Here is a 22446-nt window from a genome sequence, read left to right on the forward strand (position 1 = left end):
CCAACCCGGGGCCTTGACCGCCTAACAGGAGGCGACCCGTGGACAACCTACCCACCAGCGCGAACTACCCAGTCCCCCGCCACGAACCCGACCACCGGCTGTCGTACGGCCTGCTGCTCGACCTGCGGATCGTCCTGCTGCGGCACGGCTACCCCGAACTGACCAGCGCCGACCTCGCGGAGCTGATGAACGCCATCGACAGCTTCGCCTACGGCCCCCGACCGGCACCCGCCGAGTACGGGCACGACCAGGACACCCCCGCCGGGCAGCCCCTCCCCGCCGGGGTCGAAGGCACCCCGATCAGCACCCGCAAGACCAGGAGGAACCAGCGGTGAACCGCAACCGAGCCTTCGTCTACCGAGGACAGAAGGTCGCCGGGGTGTACCAGCGGTGCAACCGCGACTGCCCCGCCAGCAGGTGCACCGAACACCGTTGGGCGTTCCACATCGAGCTGCCCGCCGGGCCGGACGGACGTCGCCGGCAAGTCACCAAGGGCGCGTTCCCGACTGGCCGGGACGCAATGAAAGCCCGCGAAGATGTTGGGACCGCCGACCGGGACGGGAAGATCAGCACAGGCCCTCGGACGACCTTCGCCGGCTGGTCTGCCGAGTGGCTGGCCACCAAGGTCGAAATGGGCAAGCTTCGCCCCTCGACCAAACGAGCCCACGAGGACGCGCTCGAACTGCACTTGGTGCCCCGGCTCGGCAAGCACAAGCTGAAAGACCTCACCGTCGGCCACCTCGAACGGGCGTACGGCGCGATCATGCGCGACCGGCAGAAGCTGATCGAAGAGGCAGCTAGAACCGGCAGGAAAGCCGTGGGGGCGAAAGGGCAGATCCTCCGGCCGATCTCCCCCTCCAGCATCCGCCGGATGCACTCGATCGTCAGCAACTGCCTCGCCAGCGCCGAGAAAAACAATCTGGTCCCCCGCAACGTCGCCCGGCTCGTGGACCTCCCCGACACCGACGAGCAGAAACCCAACTACTGGACACCCCAACAAGGCCAGCAGTTCCTGAGTTGGCTGCACGAACACGGCGACCGGCTCTACCCGCTGATCCACCTCGCGATGTACAACGGGCTGCGCCGGGGGGAGCTGCTCGCGCTCGGCTGGGCGGACGTGGACCTCGACGACGGAACATTCAAGGTGTGGCGGCAGCGGGTCACGGTCGCCGGGGAGGTGTCGGTGGTCGAGAAGCCAAAGACCAAAGCCGGTGACCGGCGGATGCCGCTGTTTGCGGACACCGTCGCCGCCCTGCGGCAGTGGCGGGCGCAGCAGAACCGGGAGCGCCTGCAGTGGGGGCCGGCTTGGAACGACGGGGGCTGGGTGTTCACCCACGAGGACGGGAAGCCGCTGTACCCGGACAGCGTGGGGCGGACCTTCCGGAAGCTGACCGACCAAGCGGGGCTCCCCCGGCTGCGCTTCCACGACCTGCGGCACACGTTCGCCACCACGGGGCGGACCGGCGGAGTCGACATGGCCACCCTGTCGAAGGTCATGGGGCACTCCAGCCAGAAGATCACCAACGACCGGTACGCCCATGTCTCTCTGGAGGCGCACCTCCAGGTGATCAACAGGATCGGCGAGACCTTCCGAGACGCCACCGGCTGACCCCTTCCCTAATGCTCCCCTAGCAAGAACGGACATAGAGCCCCTGCCGTGACCAGCGGCAGGGGCTCTGGTTTTGGAAGACGCGACCTAACGCACTCCCGGAACCATGCCCTGACGTGTCACGATTCAGAGCACGGCGTGCGGACGGGCGCCGAAGGGCAGCGGTGGCCGCGCCGGAAGGCGCGTTAAGGGGGATGTCCGGGTGTCAGCGGGTGGGGCCCGCCGGGGACGGCGGGACAACGGGCTCGACGCGAACGAGTACGCCGTCGTCGGCGATGTCGATCCGCGCGTCGGTGAGCACCTGCTCGACGTGCTGGCCGCCGGCGGGATCGCCGCCTACCTCCAGCCCTCCGCCGACCTCAACCCGGTCACCCGCACCACGACCGTGCCGGCCCGCCCGGTCGACCGGCTCTACGTCGACCGCTCGCACCTGACCACCGCCCGGGACTACCTGACCCAGCTCGCCGACGAGACCGCTCCGGAGCAGCCACCGGCTCGCGACGAACCGGACATCGACGCCGAGTGGGCGCGGATCGTGGCGGGCTTCCACACCACCTCCACGCCCGGTGACCACCCGTGGCCGGCCTCGGAGGACGTGGACGAGCGGGACAACCGGGACGGGCCGACGTCCGGGCCGTTGACCCGCTCCGGCACCGACGAACCCGGTCCGACCGCCACCGACGTTCGCCGGCTGCCGTCCGCGACGGACATCTCCGGGATCTCCGTGGGGCGCGGCACCCGACCGGACGAGCCGTCGCTGCTGGACGGGTTGGACACCTTCGGCGCCGACCTGCCCGACGACGAGGACGACGAGGGCTATCACCCGCCGCCACCGCCACCGCTGCCGCGGGTCAGCAAGTACGCGGTGATCGGTGTGCTCGGTGTGGTCGTCGGTTTCGTGCTGTTCCTCTTCCCGTGGCTGCTCCCGATCGACCGATCCGCGGTCACGCTGTTCGGGTTCACCGGTATCCTGGCCGGTTTCGTCACGCTGATCTGGCGGCTGCGTCCCGGCGACGAGGACGAGGACGATCCCGACAACGGCGCCGTCGTCTGAAGGTCGGCCCGCATCCCGGGACAGCAGCGCCCCGCCGGGCGCGTAACAGTGGTGTAACTTACTGTCAGTAGGAATACCGCTGTACGTCACTTCCCCCGCTGACTGACCGGTTTTTCCTTGCTCGCGGCGGTCAGTCCTCTGCTGATCGGAATGCCCGAGATGCGACAGAGTTCTCTCGTGGTGGTGGCCAACCGCCTCCCCATCGACGACAATCAGGCCCCCGACGGGGCCTGCGAGTGGCGGCGCAGCCCGGGCGGGTTGGTCAGCGCGCTGCTCCCGCTCCTACGGCACACCCCGGCGACCTGGGTCGGCTGGGCCGGCGGCACCGGGCCCGCCCCCGCCCTGCCGGACGTGGACGGCGTGCGGATGCACACCGTCGCGCTCAGCTCGGAAGACCTGCGCGACCACTACGAGGGGTTCGCCAACGCCACCCTCTGGCCGCTCTACCACGACTCCGTGGAGCAGCCGCAACACCACCGCCGATGGTGGGAGGCGTACCAGCGGGTCAACCAGCGCTTCGCCGAGGCGACCGCGGAGGTGGCCGAGCCGGGCGGAGTGGTCTGGGTGCAGGACTACCACCTGCAACTGGTCCCCGGCCTGCTGCGCGCGCTCCGCCCCGACCTGCGCATCGGGTTCTTCCTGCACGTGCCGTTCCCGCCGCCGGAGCTGTTCATGCAACTGCCCCGCCGGGCCGAGTTGCTGCGCGGCATGCTCGGCGCCGACCTGGTCGGCTTCCAGCGGGTGCAGGCGGCGCACAACTTCGCCCAGTTGGTGACCAGGGTGCTGGAGCTGCCGGCAACCGACCGGCGGATCGGCATCGACGACCGGGTCGTCCGCATCGGCGCCTTCCCGGTCTCCATCGACACCGCCGAGATGGCCGCGCTCGCCGACCGGCCGGACGTGGCCGCCCGGGCCCACCGACTCCGCCAGGACCTCGGCGATCCCCGGCAGGTCGTCCTCAGCGTGGACCGGATGGACTACACCAAGGGCATCGAGCAGCGCCTCAAGGCGTACAGCGAGTTGCTCGCCAGCGGCGACGTCAAGGTCCGCGACACGGTGCTGGTGCAGGTCGCCATGCCGAGCCGGGAACGCGTCGGCCAGTACCAGATCCTGCGCGAGCGCATCGAACGCGAAGTCGGCCGGATCAACGGCGAGTTCGGCCGGGTCGGTGAGCCGGCGATCCACTACCTCACCCAGCCCTTCGACCGGGCCGAACTGGCCGCGCTCTACCGGGTCGCCGACGTGATGGCGGTGACCCCGCTGCGCGACGGTATGAACCTGGTCGCCAAGGAGTACGTGGCCGCGCGGGTCGACGACACGGGCGCACTGCTGCTCAGCGAGTTCGCCGGCACCGCCGCCGAGCTGTCCCAGGCGTACCTGGTCAACCCGCACGACCTGGAAGGACTGAAGCAGGGCCTGCGGGCGGCGCTGCGGGCCGACCCGGCCGACACCACCCAGCGGATGCGCGCCATGCGCGCCCACCTGCACCAGCACGACATCCGGGCCTGGGCCCGCTCCTACCTACGAGCCCTGGACGAGGGCGGCGCCCTGATCAGTCGCCTGACCAGCACCGACACCGGCTCCGACAGCGCCGCTCGGGTGCCCCGGCCGGCCACCCCGGCCGGCAGCCCGGGCGTCCACCAGGCCGGCGGCTGACCGCCGACGGCCTGGCTGCTCAGCGCGCCACCGGCTCCTTCTCCAGCCAGTCCAGGATCGCGTCGATCGGCTCCGCCCACCGCGCGTCCAGCATCAGGTCGTGGCCCATCCCGGGAAAGAGTAACGGGGCCGACCCGTACCGGCGGGCCACCCGGGTCAACGTCGACGCCGGCACCACCCGGTCGTCCGGGCTGCCCAGCACCAACACCGGGGGCGCTCCCACGGCCGGCTCGGCCTCCGGCTCACCCAGCAACGCCCACTGCGCCCGCCGACCCGCCCGACCGAGGCGTCCGACATACCGCCGGGCCTCCTCGTCGGGCAACTCACGGCTGAACAACTGCCCCCGGTTGAGCCGCAACGGCCCGCCGAACACCGCCGGCAACGTACCCGCGGGGTTGCGGCGCAACGCCGCGCCCAGCACTTTCCAACCGCCGAAGACCGGCGCCACCAGCACCGCGCCCCGCGCCGGGTAGCGGGCCAACGCGTGCGCCACCACCAGGGCCCCGGCGCCGTGCCCCACCAGCACCGCCTGCCGCGGCAGGCTCGCGGCCACCTGGACCACGTCGTGGGCGTACGCCCGCAGCGTCGCCTCCGGTGCCGGCTCGCTGCCACCGTGTCCGCGCAGGCTCACCGCGTACGCCGGGAACCCCCGCGACGCCACGTGACCCAACCAGTGCTCGGCGAACGCCCACGCGCCGTGCCCGAACCCGGGTACGAACAGCAGCGGCGGACGCCCCTCCTCCAGCTCGGGGACCGCGCTGAGCACCTCCCGCCGGGCCGGCCGGACCGGCCGGGACCACTCCCGGCCCCGCATGATCCGCAGCTCGCTACTCGCGCTCACCGTGCCAGCCTTTCATTCGCGACTGCGGGGCTCGCAAGCTCACTCCTCGCGCTCACTTGCCCTCCAGCTCGACCAGGGCGCGTTGGATAGCGCGCAGATAGTCGGCGTGCCCGACCTCGAACCAGTGCCGGCTGCTGTCCTTGACCGGCCCGGAGTACCGCTCCCCCGCCCGTTCCCGCACCCGAGACGCGAACGCCGTGGCCCGCTCCGGACGGTCCCGACGGGCCTGTAGCAGCCGGGCGAAGAGCACCGTCTGCCAGTGCGACAGGGTGAACAGCCCGGAGTCCGGTTGCAGCAGGCCGGCGACGGCCAGGGTCGGATGCCCCGGGGTGAACGCGTTGAGCCACAGCGTGGGCCTGCCCGCGCCCGCGCTGTCGCCGAACACCGACGCGTCGAGGAACTCGAAGCGCGGCAGGTAACCGGTGGCGAAGACGACCACCTCGGGGTCGATCTCGCGGCCGTCGGCCAACTCCACGGCGTACGGGTGGAACCGGGCGACGTCCGGCACCGGGCCGATCCCGCCGTGGCCCACGTAGTAGACGAGCTGACTGTTCGCGATCGGGTGCGTCTCATACACCCGGTGGTCGGGCTTGGGCAGCCCGAAGCGGGTCAGGTCGCCCACGGTCAGCCGCAGCGTCCAGTGGTAGAGCCACTGCCGCACCCGCAGCGGCACCCGCAGCGCCAACAGGCTGTCGTTGACCTGGTCGGCGGGGCGACCGAGCACGTACTTCGGCGCGTACCAGTAGCCCCGGCGGGTGGAGTGCCAGCAGCGCGACGCCTGCTGGGCGGCCTCGACGGCGATGTCGCAGCCGGTGTTGCCGGCGCCGACCACCAGCACCCGCTTGCCGCGCAGCTGCGCCGGGTCCTTGTAGGACGAGGCGTGCATGATCTCGCCGCGGAACTCCTCCAGGCCCTCGTAGCGGGGCAGCTTCGGCGACCAGTTGTGGCCGTTGGCGATCACCACGGCGGCGTACCGGGCGGTGCGCTCGGGGCCGTACCCGCCGGTGGAGCGGGTGGTCACGTCCCACCGGTCCCCCTCGACGGGCTCGACCCGGACCACCTCGGTGCCGAACCAGATGTGCGAACGCAGGTCGAAGTGGTCGGCGTACCGCTCGAAGTAGGACAGCAGCTGACCGTGGTGCGGGTAGTCCGGCCAGGAGTCCGGCATCGGGAAGTCGGGGAACTGGGTGAACGGCTTCGACGAGATCAGGTGGGTGCTGGCGTACACCGGGCTGCGGTCGTGTCGCCAGTTCCAGGCGCCGCCGACGCCCGTCTCCCGCTCGTAGCAGTCCACACCGAACCCGTGCTCACGCAGGTTCTTGATGGCGGTCAGGCCGCTGGCCCCGGCCCCGATGACGCAGACCGTGTCGCCCCGGTCGGAGACCGGGCGGCCGTCGCTGTTCGCCGCGGGCGAGGTCGCCTCCGGGTCGGGCCGGCCGTGGTCGGTGGAGGTGGACACCGGGGACATCTCCTTTTGGTACGGCAGGCGTGCCGGTCGCCGCGAAATCCTCTCCACAACCGGGCCGGATGTCCAGTCCTGAGCCGGACGCGCCGACGGTCGAGCCGGAGTCGGGGGTCAGTCGGTGGCGGGCAGCAGCAGGTCGACCAGGACCGGGAAGTGGTCGCTGGCCCGGCGGGTCTGCGGGGTGTCCACCACGTCGTAGTCGACGACTGTGATCCGCGGGTCGACGAAGAGCGCGTCGATGCGCCGGCGCGGGTCGGCACAGGAGTAGGTGAGCCGTTCGGCCCGGTCGGCCGCCACCGCCGCGTCGGTCAACCCGCGCGACACGGTGGCCCAGGCGGGCCCGTCCGGACCCTCGTTGAGGTCCGCCCCGGCCACCACCGGGCTGGTCGCCGCGTCCAGACCACGCTTGAACTCGGTGGCCTGGGAGGGCCGCTCGGCCGGGTCGGTGGACAGGTGCGAGCCGGCGAGGGTGAACCGGGCGTCACCGACCCGGCAGTCGGCGTACGCGGCGCCGCGCAGGTGCCGGCCGGGGGTCAGCGGAAAGCGCTGGCAGCGGGTGCCCAACACCTGGACCCGCAGGCTGGTCAGGAGCAGGTTGCCCAGAGCGGGAAGCCCACCGGCGGCCACCACCAGACCGAACGACTCGGCCAACGTGGCGGACTTCTGCCGCCACCGGAACCGGCGCGGCCCCTCCTGCACGATCACCACGTCCGGCGTCGCGGCCCGGACCACCGCCGCCAGCGCGGCGGTGTCGTCGCGCTGGCTGTGGATGTTGTACGACACCACGCGCAGCGGCACACCCATCCCGGGCCGCCTCAGATCCGGCGGGCCAGGTCAGCGGCGCCGATCACCCCGGCGCTGTTGCCCAGCTCCGCCGGGAGCACCTCGGCCACCGGCAGGCGACCGCGCTGGGCGAGCGCGTCGAGGTACGAGCGGCGGGTGGGACCGAGCAGCAGGTCACCGGCGTCGATCACGCCGCCGCCGACCACCAGGGTCTGCGGGTCGAGGATCTGCGCCATGTCGGCGAGGCTGGTGCCCAGCCACCGACCGATCTGGGCGAACGCCTCGGCGGAGACCGGGTCGCCACCCTGCGCGGCGGTGGTCACCATCGGGCCGGTGATCGCCTCGGCCTCGCCGCCGGCCAGCTTCAGCAGGGCGGCGGCCCGGTTGGGCTCCTGCCGGGCGCCGGCCCGCGCGAACCGCACCAGGGCGCTGCCGCTGGCGTACTGCTCGATGCAGCCCAGCCGGCCGCAGCCGCACTGGTGCCCGTCCGGCACGGCCAGCATGTGGCCCAGCTCCGCGGCGATGCCGTGCGCGCCGCGCATCAGGTCGCCGCCGAGGACGATGCCGCCACCCACACCGGTGCCGATGGTGAACATGATCATCGAGTCGTCGGCGTCGCGGGCCGCGCCGTAGCGGAACTCGGCCCACGCGGCGACGTTCCCGTCGTTCTCCACGATCACGGGCAGCCCGACGGCCTCGCTGACGTACTCGCGCAGCGGTTCGTCACGCCAGGCCAGGTTGGGAGCGAAGAGCACCGTCGAACGGCTGGCGTCGATCCAACCGGCCGCGCCGATGCCGACGGCCTCGATGGTCCGCCCGGCAGCCAGCTCGCCGACCAACTCGATGATGACGTCGCGGGTCTTGGCCACGTCATCGGCGGGAGTGTCCCGTCGGGTCTGCACGAGGACCGTGCCGGTGTCGTCCACGACACCGCCGGCCACCTTCGTGCCACCGACGTCGACTCCGATGGTCAGCGTCACCGCTACCGCCCCCCTCTGCTGTGCTGTCCGGCCCAGGTTCCGGCCCAGTGCCGGTCCGGGTCGGAAGGTCCCGCGCTCAGGCGCCGTCGCCCGATGCTTCCGCGTCGGCGTCATCGGGCACCCGCGAGGCGGGCACCACGGGACGGGTGGTCGGTGCCGGTACGGTCGCCGTCCCGGCGTCGTCGACGGGTGGTACGGCGGCCGGGGCGAGTGGGTCCGCCGTCCGGGTGGCGACCGACCAGACATCCCGCTCCGGCGCCGGCTGAGAATCATGCCCGGTACGGGTGGCATCGCGCCACACGTGGTCGTCGACGGTAGCGGTGGGCGGGGCGCTCGGGGGTGGCTCGGGGAGCACGTCGTCGGTGCTCGCGGCGGGTGCTGGCGCGGGCGGGGCGGTCGGCTCGGTGGCCGGCGCGGCGGGGCTCGGCGCGGACGGTTCCGGCGGGGAGAACGCGCGGAGCAGGCTGGCGACGCCGGCGGCGAGGTCACCGGCGCCGGTCGCGAGCCGTTCGGCGAATTCCGGACTCGGGTCCCGCAACGCGGCGATGCCCCGACAGACCGGGCAGACGCAGCATTCGGCCGAACCGGTGGCGAAAGCACCACCGGTGCCGGAGCGGGCGTCGGGGCCCGCGCTGTGACCGAGGACACCGGACAGCATCCCGCCCAACGAGCCGAACGCGCCGCCCGCCGAGCCGGCGGAGGCCAGTCGCGCCCCTGCCAGCAGGGTGGCGACCAGCCGCTCCGCCTCTTCCCGGGCCGAACCCGGATCCGTTCCGCCCACCGTCGGCTCCTCTACCGTGCCACCGGACACGTCACTGCGCCGCACCGGTTGCTTCTACCCGGCGCTTGAGCTGCTTCAACGCGGTGTCCATGATCATCTTTTCGGCTTTGCGCCGAAACATCCCGAGCATGCCGACCGACAGGTCGACCTCCAGCGTGTAGGTCACCGTCGTGCTGCCGTCCGGGTTACCCACCAGGTCGTACGAACCACGCTGTGCCTTCTGCATCTTCGAGGGGGCGACCAGGTGCCACTCGATGCGGGACACGTCCTCGGCGTACTCGTAGGCGAGCACGTACTCGTCGGCCATCACCCCGGCGTCGATGGTGAAATGCACCTGGCTGGCGTAGCCGTCCTCGTACTCCTCGACGACCTCGGCGCGACGCACCGCGTCGGTCCATTCCGGGTAGCGCGCGAAGTCGCAGATGACCGCCGTCACCCGATCCGGTGCGGCGCCGATGATGATCGACTGGGTGGAGGAGTCCGCCATGGGGGGAGGCTACCCGCCTCCTGGTTGTCTCACCTTGACCGCCCGCCGGGTAGGTTTCGACACAGCCGACGCCCACGGCGCCGGCCAGCCCCACCAGTGCGAGCACGAAGGAGTGCAGGTGCGCGAGTTCTCCGTCCCGCCGATCGTCACCATTGGCGACGCGGCCAACCTCACCGATCCGGTGTGGGACAACGCCGAAGTCGCGCCCGACGCCGTCCAGTTCGCCCGCCCCACCCCACACGCCGACGGCACCGTCACCGAATGGACCGAGGTGACCTGCCTCCAGTTCCGCGACGAGGTGGCCGCGGTGGCCCGGGGGCTGATCGCCGCCGGCATCGAGCCCGGTGTCCGGGTCGGGCTGATGAGCCGCACCCGCTACGAGTGGACGCTGCTGGACTACGCCATCTGGGCCGTCGGCGCGGTGACCGTGCCGATCTACGAGACGTCCAGCGCCGAGCAGGCCGCGTGGATCCTCGAAGACTCCAACGCGGTCGCCGTCGTGGTGGAGAGCGAGGCGCACGCCGCCCTGATCGCCGGTGTCCGGCACCGGCTGCCCGAGCTGGGCCAGGTCTGGCAGATCGACCTCGGCGGGGTCGACGAGCTGGTCAGGACCGGCGCCACGGTCGAGTTGGCCGAGGTCGAGCGGCGGCGCAAGGCCGTCGGCGCCGGCGACCTGGCCACGATCATCTACACCAGCGGCACCACCGGCCGGCCCAAGGGTTGCGTACTCACCCACCGCAACATGTACGCCGACATCGCCAACGCGGTACCGGTGCTGCCGAACCTCTTCAACGCCGGCGCGAGCACCCTGCTCTTCCTTCCGCTGGCGCACGCCTTCGCCCGGCTGATCCAGATCGGCGTCGTGCAGGCCCGGGTCACCATGGCGCACTGCGCGGACACCAAGAACCTGGTCGCCGAGCTGCAGGCGTTCCGGCCGACCTTCGTGCTCTCCGTACCCCGGGTCTTCGAGAAGGTCTACAACGCCGCCAAGCAGAAGGCCGAGGCGGACGGCAAGGGCGGCATCTTCGCCCGCGCCGAGCAGGTCGCCATCGCGTACAGCGAGGCGCTGGAGACCCCCGGCGGACCGGGCCTGGCGCTGCGCGCCCAACACGCGGTCTTCGACCGGCTGGTCTACCGCAAGCTGCGTGCCGCGCTCGGCGGACGGTGCCGGGACGCGATCTCCGGCGGGGCGCCGCTCGGCGCCCGACTGGGTCACTTCTTCCGGGGCATCGGCGTGACGATCCTGGAGGGCTACGGCCTGACCGAGACCTCGCCCGCCGCCGCGTCGAACCTGCCCACCGCCACCCGGATGGGCACCGTCGGCCGTCCGTTCCCGGGCGTGACGGTGCGGATCGAGGACGACGGCGAGATCCTGCTCTCCGGCGAGTTGATCTTCCAGGGTTACTGGCGCAACGAGACCGCGACCGCCGAGGCGATCAGCGCCGACGGCTGGTTCCGCACCGGCGACCTGGGTCAGCTCGACTCCGACGGCTACCTGAGCATCACCGGCCGAAAGAAGGAGCTGATCGTCACCGCCGGCGGCAAGAACGTCGCCCCGGCGGTGCTGGAGGACCTGGTCCGGGCGCATCCGTTGATCAGCCAGTGTGTCGTGGTCGGCGACGCCAAGCCGTTCATCGCGGCGCTGGTCACCGTCGACGAGGAGGCGCTGCCGAACTGGCTGGAGAACGCCGGCATGCCCCTCGACACCTCCGTCGAGCAGCTGCGCGAGCACGAGGGCCTGCGCAAGGAGATCCAGACCGCCATCGACACCGCGAACCAGGCCGTGTCGAAGGCCGAAGCGATCAAGGTGTTCCGGGTCCTGCCCCGCGACTTCACCGAGACGACCGGCGAGCTGACCCCGTCGCTCAAGGTCAAGCGCCAGGTTGTCCACAAGACGTACGCGGCGGAGATCGCCGATATCTACCGAGGCTGACTACCATCCGTCACGTGCCCGCATCCACAGCCACCGCACCACACCCGCATCCCCTCGCCGCGGCCGCCCGCCTGGTGATGCTGGCGCTGGTCGCCGTCCTGACCCTGTTCGCCACCCGCGATGTCACCCAGCTGTGGTGGATCGCGTTGCTGGCGGTGGCCGGGCTGCCGTCGCTGCTGGCACCGCAGCACCGGCTGGTCGGCCCTCTGAGCCGGGTGGCCGAGGTGGTGGTGCTGGGGCTCGCCGCGAGCCACGTCGCCGCGGTGGCGTCCATCGGCGGCACGGTCGACGGCCTGGGCGCGTCGGCGGTGCTGCCCTACCTGGCGGTCCCGGTGACCGTCACCGCGCTGCGCCGCCGCTTCCCGGAAGGCGCCGCGCTGCTCGTGGTCACCGCCGCCACCCTGCTGCTCAGCGGCGCGCTGACCCGGGTAGACGGTGGTCTCCAGCTCGGCCAGCTGGGTTACCTCGCGGTCTGCGCGCAGTGGCTGATCCTGGCGGCGCTGGGGCTCTACGCCGCCGGCACGCTGCACCGGGTGATGGCGGTCCGCGGTGAGGGCAAACCCCAGCCGTACGCCGAGGCCACCCGGCTGCTGACCCAGCTGCGTACGGTGGCCCGGCAGCTGCCCGGGGCGACCCTGGACCCGGGCGGCATCTCCGAGCACCTGCTGGAGGAGCTGCGCACTGTGGCCCGCGCCGATCGGGGCGCGGTGCTCTCGGCCAGCGGTGGTGGTCGGCTCGTGGTGCTCGCCCAGGCCGGCGTCGACCGGGTGGACTGGGAGACGACGCTGGACGCGGACTCGGCGATCGCCGACGCCTGGGCCACCCAGCAGGCCACCACGGCCGCCCGGTCGCAGTCCCGCTCGCACCGCGGTGGCGACGTGTCGGCGCTGATCGTTCCGCTGGTCGCCGGAGTGCGCACGGTGGGGCTGGTGGTGCTGGAGGCCGACGCCGCGCACGCGTACCCGCCGCCGGTGGTGTCCCGGGTGACCGGGCTGACCCGCCCAGCCGCGCTGCGGCTGGAGGCGGCGCTGCTCTTCGACGAGGTGCGCTCGCTGGCCACCAACGAGGAGCGGCAGCGGCTGGCCCGGGAGATCCACGACGGGGTGGCCCAGGAGCTGGTGATGGTCGGCTACGGCATCGACAACGCCCTGGCCACCGTCTTCGACGACGCCGACGAGACCGCCGAGGCCCTGCGTACGCTGCGCGGCGAGGTGACCCGGGTGATCCAGGAGCTGCGGCTGAGCCTCTTCGAGCTGCGCAGCGAGGTGGACCGGCAGGGTGGGTTGGCCGCGGCGATCGCCGAGTACGCGCGCACCGTGGGCGCGTCCGGCGGGCTGCGGGTGCACCTCTCGCTGGACGAGTCCACCGCCCGGTTGCCGGCCGCCACCGAGGCCGAGTTGCTGCGCATCGCGCAGGAGGCGGTGACCAACGCGCGCAAGCACGCCGGGGCGTCGAATTTGTGGGTCACCTGTGAGGTCGACCCCCCGTACGCGCAAATAGAAGTGTCGGATGACGGTCAGGGGATGGCTGACCAGCGCCCGGACGGGCGGTACGGTCTTGCGATCATGGCCGAGAGGGCGGAACGTATCCGGGGCCGGTTGGAGATCAGGCCGCGGCAACCCAGCGGCACGACCGTGGCGGTGGTTCTCGGCACCTCGGCCCGGCGCGATAACGTGCGCGGCAGCGCAGCACCAGAAGGGGAGTAACCCGAGGATGACCACAAGTCCGATACCGGCCACCCGTACCAAGGTCCTCCTTGTCGACGATCATGACCTGATTCGCAAGGGTTTGCGGCACGCCTTCGAGCGCGACCGCCAGTTCGAGGTCGTCGGTGAGGCGGCCACGGCGGCGGAGGGGGTACGCCAGGCCGGCGCCTTGCAGCCGGACGTGGTGATCATGGATCTGCGGCTGCCCGACGGCAGCGGCCTGGAGGCCACCCGCGCACTGCGTAAGTCCAGCGCGTCGATGGGCATCGTCGTGCTGACCATGTACGCCGGCGACGACCAGCTCTTCGGCGCCCTGGAGGCCGGCGCGAGCGCCTTCGTGCCGAAGACCGCCCCGGCCGACGAGGTGGTGGCCGCCGCACGGCACGCCGCCTCCTCCCCCAGCGCGTTCACCGCGGCCGACCTGGCCGAGGCGATGAAGCGCCGGCTCGCCCCGTCCGGTCCGCAGCTGTCTCCCCGGGAGGGGCAGGTGCTGCGGCTGCTCGCCGACGGGATGAGCGTGGCGGGCATCGCCAAGCAGCTGTTCGTCAGCGAGTCCACGGCGAAGACGCACATCTCGAAGCTCTACGAGAAGCTCGGCGCGGCCAACCGGGCTCAGGCCCTGATGACCGCGCTCCGGCTGGGCCTGCTCGAGGCACCGGACGCGCCGAAGTTCTGATCTGCCCCCCGCTCGTCGAGCGGGACGACGCGACCGACGGTCCGCGCCAGCTTCGGCCGGCGCGGACCGTCGCGCATCGACCGACGTCGGCGGGCAACCTTCGGCGCGCTATGGTCTGGCGTGCGTGGCGGGTGCACAATACCCGCGCGGGCTCGACGATGCTCGCGTCGCGGATTCGAGGGGTGAAACGCATGCAGCGGCCGGACTGGGCACCCGACACCATCGACATCGAGCGCCCGAGCGTCGCGCGGATGTACGACTACTACCTCGGTGGCTCGCACAACTTCGCCGCCGACCGGGCCGCGGCGCAGGCGATGGTCGCCGCGGTGCCCGAGGCGCCGTTGATGGCCCAGGCCAACCGGGCGTTCCTACGCCGGGCCGTGCACCACCTCGCCGACGCCGGGATCCGGCAGTTCCTGGACATCGGTTCGGGCATCCCGACCGTCGGCAACGTGCACGAGATCGCCCAGCAGATCGACCCGCAGTCGCGAGTGGTCTATGTGGACGTCGACCCGGTGGCGGTGGCGCACAGCCGCGAGATCCTCGCCGGCAACGAGCAGGCCGCGGTCGTGCAGGAGGACCTGCGCAACCCGGAGGCGATCCTCACCCATCCGGACGTCCGCAAGCTGCTCGACCTGAGCCAACCGGTGGCCGTGATGGTCGTGGCCGTCCTGCACTTCGTCTCCGACGACGACCGGCCGGCGGAGCTGCTGCGGACGCTGCGGGACGCGTTGGCGCCCGGCAGCTACCTGGTGCTGTCACAGGCCAGCGACGACGGGCGCAGCGAGGACGAACGCGCCGAGGCGGAGCGGGTCTACCGGCGCACCGACAACCCGCTGTGGGTGCGCAGCCGTGCCGAGCTGACCGCACTCTTCGACGGCTTCGAGCTGCTCGAACCCGGCGTGGTCTGGGTACCCGAGTGGCGACCGGACACTCCGGAGAGCGCGGAGGACGCCGAGCGCGCGGTCTTCATGGGCGGCGTCGGGCGCCTCGGTGACTGAGTCGCCCGGGGCGACCCCCTGCCCGGGGGCGTTCGCCCGGGCCTGGGCGAAGGCGGTCTCCGGCACCAGCTACCTACCGATGACCCAGGCCCAGTTGGAGTCCCTGCTGGACCGGCTCACCGGGCAACTGGCCGGGGCGTTGCTCACCGAGCCGTTCGACCTGCGTGCCGGGCACCGGGTCGGCGCCGAGCTGGTCGCCGCGCACATCGCTTCCGCCGAGGGGCTGGGTCGTACCGTCGAGGTCATCCAGCTCCGCCTGGTGCGTGACCTGGGCTTGGTGGCCGAGGACGTCGAGGACCGGATGGCCCGGCTGCTGGCGGCCGTGGCGACCGGCTACGCCCGCGCGCTGCGCGACCGGACGCTCGACGAGCAGGAGTCGATCCGCCGCGCCGCCATGCGGGCCCGCACCCAGGCGGAGCGGGCGCTGCGGGCCAGCGAGGCCCGGTTCCGGCATCAGGCCACCCACGATCCGCTCACCGGCCTGCCCAACCGGACGCTGTTCACCGAACGGCTCGCCGCAGCGCTCAACGAGCCGGGCCGGGGCGCGCAGCGGGTCGGGGTGTGCTTCCTGGACCTGGACCGCTTCAAGGTGGTCAACGACACGCTGGGGCACCAGATCGGTGACCTGCTGCTGGCCACGGTGGCCGAGCGGCTGCGCAAGGCCATGGGTGAGCACCTGGTGGCCCGGCTCGGCGGCGACGAGTTCGTCATCCTGGTGGAACGCAGCGCCGGCACCGACGACATGGTGGCGGTGGCCGAGACCGCGCTCGCCGCGGTACGCACACCGGCCCTGGTCGACGGGCACGAGCTGCAGATCTCGGCGAGCATCGGCATCGTCGAGCGCCAGGTGGCCGGGGCCAACCCCACGGACCTGATGCGGGCCGCCGACAGCACCCTGCACTGGGCGAAGTCCGCCGGTGGGGCGCGCTGGTCGCTCTACGACGCCGAGCGCAACCAACGTGAACTGGCCCGCTACGCGCTCTCCGCGGCCATCCCGGCGGCGTTGGAGCGGGGCGAGTTCTACCTCGACTACCAGCCGCTGACCTCGCTGCGCGACGGCAGCCTGGTCGGCGTGGAGGCGCTGGTCCGCTGGCGGCACCCCGAGTTGGGGGTGCTGCGCCCGGACAGCTTCATCGGGTTGGCCGAGGAGACCGGCCTGATCGTCCAGCTGGGCGGTTGGGTGTTGGCCGAGGCGTGCCGCGAGGCCGAGGCGTGGTCGGCCGGGGGTGCCGCCGCGCCCTTCGTCAGCGTCAACCTTGCGGTACGGCAGGTGCACCGGCCCGGGTTGGTGCAGGAGGTCCGCGCGCTGCTGCGGCAGACCGGCCTGCCACCGGAGCGGCTCCAACTGGAGATCACCGAGAGCACGATGATGAGCACCGCCGAAGAGCCGGTCCGCGCCCTGCGGGTCCTTGCCGACCTCGGGGTGCGTATCGCCATCGACGACTTCGGCACCGGTTACAGCAACCTGGCGTACCTGCGGGACCTGCCGGTGACCGAACTGAAGGTGGCCGGGGAGTTCGTCGCGGGCCTGCGCTCGCCGTCCGTCGGCCGCACCGACGAGCGGATCCTCGCCTCCCTGGTCTCGCTGGCGCACGCGCTGGACCTGACCGTCACCGCCGAAGGGGTGGAGACCGCCGGGCAGGCCGAGCGGCTACGGGCGATCGGCTGCGACGCAGCCCAGGGCTGGCACTTCGGCCGCCCCGCCCCCGCCGATCGCATCCTGGCCCGCATCCGCTGATCGGCGGAGACATTCCGCACCGGAGGTAGACACCGTCTACGACGGCTGGTAGACAGTGTCTATGGACGTGGACGAGCCGGGGCTACGAGCGCGGTTGGTGGCCGCCGGGGTGGACCTGGTGCTGCGCGAGGGCCAGTCGGCGGTGTCGCTGCGGGAGATCGCCCGCCGTGCCGGGGTTTCGCACGGCGCACCGCGCCGCTACTTCCCGACCCACGTCGACCTGCTCTCCGCCATTGCCCGGGAGGGCTTCGCCGACCTCACCGCCCGGCTCGAGCAGACGATGCGCGTGGTCGACGCGGACCCGCGTACCCGATTGACCGCGCTGGCCCGGACGTACCTGGACTACGCGGCGGCCCACCGCGGCATGTTCGAGCTGATGTTCCGCCACGACCTGCTGGACAGCGGCCGGCTACGGTTGCGCGAGACGAGCCTGCCGTTGTTCGCCGTTCTGGCGGACCTCGTGGCCCAGCTCCGTCGGCCGACCGACGCGCCCGCACCGGTGCTGGCCGGCGCGCTCTGGGCCAACCTGCACGGCATCGCCCAGCTCTGGGCCTGGGGCAGCCTGCCGCTGGCCACCGGCGCCGCCGACGACGACGCCCTGCTGCGTGCCACGCTCGACGCCCATCTCGGTCCGACGCTCACCTGAATCCCCGATCCCCGGAGAACACGTGCCCCTGCTGTACGACCTCACCAAGCTCACCGTCCGCACCACACTGCGGCTGGGCTGGCGGCCCCGGGTGGAAGGGCTGGAGCACATTCCCCGGCATGGCGGCGCGATCCTCGCCGGCAACCACCTGTCCGTCGCCGACGAGTTGTTCCTCGTCAGCGCGACGCCGCGACACGTCACCTTCTGGGCCAAGGCCGAGTACTTCACCGGTCGAGGTCCGGGCGGCTGGCTCAACCGGCAGATCGTCGCCGGCATGGGCGCCATCCCGGTCGACCGCTCCGACGGCCGGGCCGCCCTGCGCGCCCTCGACGCCGCCGTCCCGGTGCTGCGCGCCGGCGGCCTGGTCGCCGTCTACCCGGAGGGCACCCGCTCCCCGGACGGGCGGCTCTACCGGGGCCGGGTCGGAATGACCCGGCTGGCCCGCGACGCCGGGGTGCCGATCATCCCGGTCGGCGTGCTCGGCACCGCCGAGGTGCTGCCGGTCGACGCGCGGCTGCCCCGTCGACACCCGATCACCCTGCGGTTCGGCCCGCCGATCCCGGTCGCCGAGCGGATCAACGGGCCGCGTGACATCCGAACGGTCACCGACGAGGTGATGGCGGCGATCCAGCAGCTCACCGGCCAGGAGTACGTGCCGCGCTACGCGCCCACCCGGGAGAGCTGAACGCGGGCGGCGATCAGCCGGCGAGCAGTGCCGTCATGCGTTCCGCCTGCGCCTCCCAGCGCCACTCCCGTTCCACCCACGCCCGGCCAGCCGCGCCCAGCTGACGGGCCAGGTCCCGATCGGCGAGCAGCCGGGCGACCCGGTCGGCGAGCTGCGCGACGTCCCGACCGCGCACGACGTAGCCGGTCTCCCCCTCCCGGACCGCGTCCGGTGCGCCCCCGGAGTCACCGGCCACCACCGGCAGGCCGGTCGCGGACGCCTCCAGGTAGACGATGCCCAGCCCTTCGACGTCGAGGCCACGGTTGCGGGTGCGGCACGGCATCGCGTAGACGTCGCCGGCCGCGTAGTGCGCCGGCAACTCGACCGACGGCACCGTGCCGGTGAACACCACATCCCGTTCCACACCGGCCTGGCGGGCCAGCTTCTCCAGGGTCGCCCGGTACGGCCCACCACCGACGATCAGCAGCGCCGCGTCGGGCACCCGACGGCGGATCTCCGGCAGGGCCCGGATCAGGGTGTCCTGACCCTTGCGCGGCACCAGCCGGGACACACAGACGACCACCGGCCGGTCGGTCAGACCGAGCCGGGCCCGGACCTGCTCACCGTCCACGCTCGGGTGGTAGGTGTCCACGTCGACCCCGGGCGCGAGGCGGCGCAGCTCGGTCACCCCGTCCAGCACCCGGGCCAACCGGCTGCGGGTGTACTCGCCGAGATAGGTGGTCACGTCCACACCCCGGCCGATGCGGCGCAGCGCCGGCCGGGCGGCCGGCACCGCCGCCCAACCGACCTCGTGGCCGTGGGTCTGCGCCACCACCCGGCGGATGCCGGCGCGCCGCCGCAGCCCGGCCGCGAGCAGGCCCAACGGGGCCGCCGCGCCGAACCACACCGTGTCGCAGTCGTACGCGCGGGCCAACCGGGCCGCCCTGCGGGCGATCAACGGGGTGGGCAGCAACACCCGGGTACGCTCCCGGATCACCTCGAACGGCTGGTCGGCGTCGAACTTCGCGGACCCGCGCCAGCTCGACGCGTAGACGACCACCGAGCCGGCCGGTTGACGGACCGCGAGGTTGTGCACGAAGGACTGGATCCCACCCGGGCGGGGCGGAAAGTCATTGGTGATCAGCAGGGTGCGGCTCATCGGCCGACCTCCCGGGCGTACGCGCGGGCGGCGGCCATCCGCTCCACGGTGGACGGATGTGAGGCCGAATAGAGGTATTCCCAGCGGGGCGGGTCGGGGTCACCGAGGTTGACCGAGCCGAGCCGACGCTGCATCGACTCGAAGGACTCCGGGTCGTTGGTGAGCGCGAGCGCGTGCGCGTCGGCCCGCGCCTCGACCCGTCGGGACATCAGCGCCTGCACCGGAGCGGCAACCAGCCCGGCCACCGTGACCAGGGCCACCAACAGCGGGAACGCGCGCGGTTGGGCCACCGAGTCGACACCGGTCAGCCGTAGCAGTGGCCCCCACGAGCCGAGCAGGTAGAGCGCCACCACGGCGGCCGCGGCGCCCAGCGCCCCGGTCAGCGTGCCGGCCGCCACGTCGGAGTCCTTCGCGTGCCCCAACTCGTGCGCCACGACGGCGGTCACCTCGGCCGGGGTCGCCTCGCGCAGCAGCGTGTCGTAGACGACCACCCGTCGGGTCGGCCCGAGACCGGAGACGTACGCGTTGACCGCCCTGGTGCGCCGGGAGGCATCGGCGACCAGCACGTCACGCACCGGCACCCCGTCGCGGGCCGCCATGCTCATCAGCTCGGTGCGCAACGGGCCCTGCTCCATCGGGGTGAACCGGTTGAACACCGGCTCCACCACCACCGGCAGCACGAACGACAGCAACACCACCAGCACTGCGGCGCCGGCCGCACCGAACGCCCACCACCAGCGTGGCGCGAGCCGGATGACCGCGTAGAAGCCGAACAGCGCCACCGCGCCGATCACCGCGCTGACGGCGTACGACTTGAGCAGGTCGACCGCCCAGCCGCTCCAGCCGTTGGTGCTCAACCCGTAGCGGGTGAGCACGCTCTGCCGCCAGGCGGCGAACGGGAGCGTCACCAGGTCGGCGACGAGGACCACCGCAAGCCCGCCGAGCACAGCCTGCGCTGCCCAGTGCCCACCGAAAGGCCGGCCCACCAGCTCGACCAGGCGACTGCCCAGCGGGGTCAACCCGAGCGCGAGGGCGATCAGCAGCCCGATGGCGAGCGCGGCGTAGCCGCCGGGACGCAGCGCGGCCCGGAACTCCCGCCCCTTGGCCACCTGCTCGGCCGGCAGATCGCCCAGCGCGGCGAGCTGGTCGGCCCGGGGTGCCGGCGGGCGGTGCCACGGGATGAGCAGCGCGGCCAGCACGACCAGCGCGATGGTCAGCCCGGCCAGGGTCAGCAGCGCCCAGCCGCGCGGTGTCACCGCGTCACCGCCCGTCGTTCCCCGCTCATCGCGCTCCTCCCGCCGTGACCGCTCATCCTATGGCCCGCGAGAAGCCCGCTTCCGGGCGCGGTGTCGCGCTCAGGCAACGCGGCGGGTGGCGCGGTGTCGCGCTCAGGCGACGCGGCGGGCGGCGCGACGGCGAGCCGCCTCCGGGCGCGCGGGCGCGACCAGCACCTCCACGTCGAAGCCGGCCCGGGCGAGCACCTCGATGGCCTCGACCTCGGCGGCGACCAACCCGGCCGCCGGGGACGTCTCGTCGAACAGAGCGGTCAGCGGGCAGCCGGAACAGCCGTCGGCCCGCTTCGCGCACCCGTCGCAGTCGATGAGCATCACGCCTCCTGATCGGCTCGCGGCGCCCGGGCGACTCCTGTCGTCGCCGGCCGAACACCGTCGGTGACATCGACACTAACCACCGGGTACGACAGGAACCGCGTCCGATCGCCCGTTTCAGTGCTAGATCCACTCCAGATCAGCGATATCGGGGTATCCCACCCGGCGGAACCCCCAACATCACGGAACCCGACACCACGGAATTCATGCCGATCGAGCGAAGGGGGCATCGTTTGGCCGAACGGCCTCCCGGGCACTGGGCGACGGTGGCCGACCTCGATGCTCCGTCCGTCGTGGACTTCCGGTACTCCCCGCGCCGACATCGCCTCGCGAAGGTCCTCGCCGTGCTGGGCGCAGCGGCTCTCCTGGCTGCCTACGCAGCGCTGTTCGACGAGCCCTGGTGGCAGGTGCTGCTGCGGTTCGGCTTGATCGGCGTCGTCGTCGCGCTGATCACCAACTGGCAGCTACGCCGTCAGCCTCGTCTGCCGCTGCGGTGGACCGACGAGGCGCTGCACCTGACCGGACCGAACGGGACCAGGCTCAGCATCGACTGGGTCAACATGGCCGGCGCCCGGGTCCGAGGCCGCGTGGATCCGCGGCTGGTGGTCACGCCACTCGACCCGCAGCAGACCCGGCCACCCATGGGACCCGGGCAGTGGTCGACTCCCGGACGCGGCCCCTACGAACTGGTCGTCCGGCTCTCCTGGATGAGGCCGGGCCCAGACGCACTGCGTCGTGAGCTGGCCCGGCGACTACCGACCGCCTGACTGGTGGCCGCCCGACCGCCCGACCGGCCCAGCCCCGGAGCGGCAGCGCCCGACCGGCCGAGCGCCGGAGCGGCAGAGCAGCCTTCTGGGGGCGAAATTTCAGCCCTGTGCGTCGAGGTCACGCAACGCGAAGCGGAGGTGCTGCCACTCCTCGTCGAAGATGACGTGAAGGCAGTGCAGGACGGACACCTGCTTCTCGGGCCACCAGGCGGCCGGCCGAGTCTCGGCGAGCAGGTCCGGCGTGGCGGCAGCGAGAAAGTCGCGCACCATCGCCTGCCGCTCGGCCCGTAGCTCAAGGGTCGCGGCGAACGTCGGCTGCTCGACGGCGAAGATCGACATGTCGAAGCCATCGGTCTCGTACTCGGCGTGTGGTTGCCCGAGCGGGTGGAAGGGCTGCGGCCGACGCAGGATCGCCTTGCCCAACCAGGTGTCGGCGGCGAACGCGAGGTGGCGCAGTGTCTGCGCGAACGACCACTCCCCGTCGACCGAGACGTCGACGGCACCCTCGGGCATGGACAGAGCCCGGTCGACCGCCGCCGCCCAGGACCGTTCGAGTGCCGCCCACGCCACGCGGAGGTCGTCCGGATTCTTGGCCCGCCGGAGGTCGCGCCCGGGAAATCGTCGGTTGAGCTCGGCCTCGACCAGCGGCACGACATCGACACCGTTGATCAGGAACGTGCCCTCGGCCAGCCACGGCGCGTCGATGTCCAGGGCATCGACATCGACGCCGCGCATCACCGCACCGGCCAGCGTCGACCTGTTGAACCGGGCACCTCGCAGGTCCCGGTCGACGAAGACCTTGACGTCGTCCCGTGCCATGGCGACTCCCATCCTTCGGCGGTCGCGGCGATGCTAGCTCCGGGGTGGGACAGGTTGAGGCACAGTGCGACGTG

The 22446-nt window shown here is 72.3% G+C and carries 22 protein-coding genes; 12 read left to right on the forward strand and 10 right to left on the reverse strand.

What is annotated here, in order from left to right:
• The first annotated feature begins 38 nt into the window (after positions 1–38).
• From ACFYP0_RS12170 to ACFYP0_RS12185, 4 genes are all read left to right on the forward strand, one after another.
• Positions 39–335 carry a hypothetical protein gene (locus ACFYP0_RS12170; protein ID WP_386995676.1) on the forward strand — a complete coding sequence of 99 codons (297 nt, stop codon included), beginning with the start codon at positions 39–41 and terminating at the stop codon, positions 333–335.
• A complete protein-coding gene (locus ACFYP0_RS12175) occupies positions 332–1609 on the forward strand; it encodes a tyrosine-type recombinase/integrase (RefSeq protein ID WP_386995678.1) in 1278 nt (425 codons plus the stop codon). The genes ACFYP0_RS12170 and ACFYP0_RS12175 overlap by 4 nt, the downstream gene beginning before the upstream one ends.
• A gap of 202 nt (positions 1610–1811) precedes the next feature.
• Positions 1812–2663, forward strand: coding sequence for a DUF308 domain-containing protein (locus tag ACFYP0_RS12180; protein ID WP_124861114.1), 852 nt, complete (start codon positions 1812–1814; stop codon positions 2661–2663).
• Positions 2664–2822: 159 nt separating this feature from the next.
• Entirely contained in the window at positions 2823–4319 is a 1497-nt protein-coding gene (locus tag ACFYP0_RS12185; RefSeq protein ID WP_244219181.1) for an alpha,alpha-trehalose-phosphate synthase (UDP-forming), read from the forward strand.
• 19 nt (positions 4320–4338) lie between these two features.
• On the opposite strand, the gene ACFYP0_RS12190 is transcribed toward ACFYP0_RS12185, so the two are convergent.
• The 6 genes from ACFYP0_RS12190 to ACFYP0_RS12215 form a co-directional block, all read right to left on the reverse strand.
• On the reverse strand, positions 4339–5133 hold the full coding sequence (locus ACFYP0_RS12190; RefSeq protein ID WP_124861124.1) for an alpha/beta hydrolase: 795 nt from the start codon (positions 5131–5133) through the stop codon (positions 4339–4341).
• 79 nt (positions 5134–5212) lie between these two features.
• Entirely contained in the window at positions 5213–6619 is a 1407-nt protein-coding gene (locus tag ACFYP0_RS12195) for a flavin-containing monooxygenase (protein ID WP_124861110.1), read from the reverse strand.
• Positions 6620–6736: 117 nt separating this feature from the next.
• Positions 6737–7429: an endonuclease/exonuclease/phosphatase family protein gene (locus ACFYP0_RS12200; protein ID WP_124861108.1), complete on the reverse strand. Its 693-nt coding sequence runs from the start codon at positions 7427–7429 to the stop codon at positions 6737–6739.
• Between the two features lie 11 nt (positions 7430–7440).
• Complete coding sequence (locus ACFYP0_RS12205; RefSeq protein ID WP_124861106.1) at positions 7441–8388, reverse strand: ROK family glucokinase; 948 nt, start codon at positions 8386–8388, stop codon at positions 7441–7443.
• Positions 8389–8464: 76 nt separating this feature from the next.
• Positions 8465–9169: a hypothetical protein gene (locus ACFYP0_RS12210; RefSeq protein ID WP_357008209.1), complete on the reverse strand. Its 705-nt coding sequence runs from the start codon at positions 9167–9169 to the stop codon at positions 8465–8467.
• A gap of 31 nt (positions 9170–9200) precedes the next feature.
• Positions 9201–9656: an SRPBCC family protein gene (locus ACFYP0_RS12215; RefSeq protein WP_124858501.1), complete on the reverse strand. Its 456-nt coding sequence runs from the start codon at positions 9654–9656 to the stop codon at positions 9201–9203.
• 118 nt (positions 9657–9774) lie between these two features.
• Here ACFYP0_RS12215 and ACFYP0_RS12220 point away from each other — a divergent pair, with 118 nt between their 5' ends.
• The 7 genes from ACFYP0_RS12220 (at position 9775) to ACFYP0_RS12250 (ending at position 18041) form a co-directional block, all read left to right on the forward strand.
• Positions 9775–11589: an AMP-dependent synthetase/ligase gene (locus ACFYP0_RS12220; RefSeq protein WP_357008212.1), complete on the forward strand. Its 1815-nt coding sequence runs from the start codon at positions 9775–9777 to the stop codon at positions 11587–11589.
• Between the two features lie 14 nt (positions 11590–11603).
• The gene (locus ACFYP0_RS12225; RefSeq protein ID WP_355494193.1) at positions 11604–13295 is read left to right on the forward strand and encodes a sensor histidine kinase; all 1692 of its coding nucleotides are present in this window, start codon (positions 11604–11606) and stop codon (positions 13293–13295) included.
• A 7-nt stretch (positions 13296–13302) separates the two neighbouring features.
• Positions 13303–13971, forward strand: a complete 669-nt coding sequence (locus tag ACFYP0_RS12230) for a response regulator transcription factor (RefSeq protein ID WP_030337723.1) — start codon at positions 13303–13305, stop codon at positions 13969–13971.
• Positions 13972–14162: 191 nt separating this feature from the next.
• Positions 14163–14972, forward strand: a complete 810-nt coding sequence (locus tag ACFYP0_RS12235; protein WP_124858504.1) for an SAM-dependent methyltransferase — start codon at positions 14163–14165, stop codon at positions 14970–14972.
• A gap of 79 nt (positions 14973–15051) precedes the next feature.
• Positions 15052–16710, forward strand: a complete 1659-nt coding sequence (locus ACFYP0_RS12240; RefSeq protein ID WP_244219044.1) for a putative bifunctional diguanylate cyclase/phosphodiesterase — start codon at positions 15052–15054, stop codon at positions 16708–16710.
• Positions 16711–16771: 61 nt separating this feature from the next.
• Positions 16772–17356, forward strand: coding sequence for a TetR/AcrR family transcriptional regulator (locus ACFYP0_RS12245; protein ID WP_386995686.1), 585 nt, complete (start codon positions 16772–16774; stop codon positions 17354–17356).
• A 22-nt stretch (positions 17357–17378) separates the two neighbouring features.
• On the forward strand, positions 17379–18041 hold the full coding sequence (locus ACFYP0_RS12250; RefSeq protein WP_124858507.1) for a lysophospholipid acyltransferase family protein: 663 nt from the start codon (positions 17379–17381) through the stop codon (positions 18039–18041).
• Positions 18042–18054: 13 nt separating this feature from the next.
• Here ACFYP0_RS12250 and ACFYP0_RS12255 read toward each other — a convergent pair whose 3' ends face one another.
• The 3 genes from ACFYP0_RS12255 to ACFYP0_RS12265 all read right to left on the reverse strand — a co-directional run bounded on the left by ACFYP0_RS12255 (position 18055) and on the right by ACFYP0_RS12265 (position 20786).
• Positions 18055–19179, reverse strand: a complete 1125-nt coding sequence (locus ACFYP0_RS12255; RefSeq protein ID WP_386995689.1) for a glycosyltransferase family 4 protein — start codon at positions 19177–19179, stop codon at positions 18055–18057.
• Positions 19176–20435, reverse strand: a complete 1260-nt coding sequence (locus ACFYP0_RS12260) for a M48 family metalloprotease (RefSeq protein WP_386995691.1) — start codon at positions 20433–20435, stop codon at positions 19176–19178. The genes ACFYP0_RS12255 and ACFYP0_RS12260 overlap by 4 nt, the downstream gene beginning before the upstream one ends.
• 132 nt (positions 20436–20567) lie before the next feature.
• Positions 20568–20786 (reverse strand): hypothetical protein, encoded by a 219-nt coding sequence (locus tag ACFYP0_RS12265; protein ID WP_124858510.1) that lies wholly within the window; start codon positions 20784–20786, stop codon positions 20568–20570.
• Between the two features lie 233 nt (positions 20787–21019).
• Between ACFYP0_RS12265 and ACFYP0_RS12270 the strand changes: the two genes are divergently transcribed.
• Positions 21020–21553: a hypothetical protein gene (locus ACFYP0_RS12270; RefSeq protein WP_386995693.1), complete on the forward strand. Its 534-nt coding sequence runs from the start codon at positions 21020–21022 to the stop codon at positions 21551–21553.
• A 99-nt stretch (positions 21554–21652) separates the two neighbouring features.
• On the opposite strand, the gene ACFYP0_RS12275 is transcribed toward ACFYP0_RS12270, so the two are convergent.
• Entirely contained in the window at positions 21653–22372 is a 720-nt protein-coding gene (locus tag ACFYP0_RS12275; protein ID WP_386995696.1) for a DinB family protein, read from the reverse strand.
• Positions 22373–22446: the final 74 nt, after the last annotated feature.

This window comes from Micromonospora arida (assembly GCF_042873195.1).
GTDB lineage: Bacteria > Actinomycetota > Actinomycetes > Mycobacteriales > Micromonosporaceae > Micromonospora > Micromonospora arida.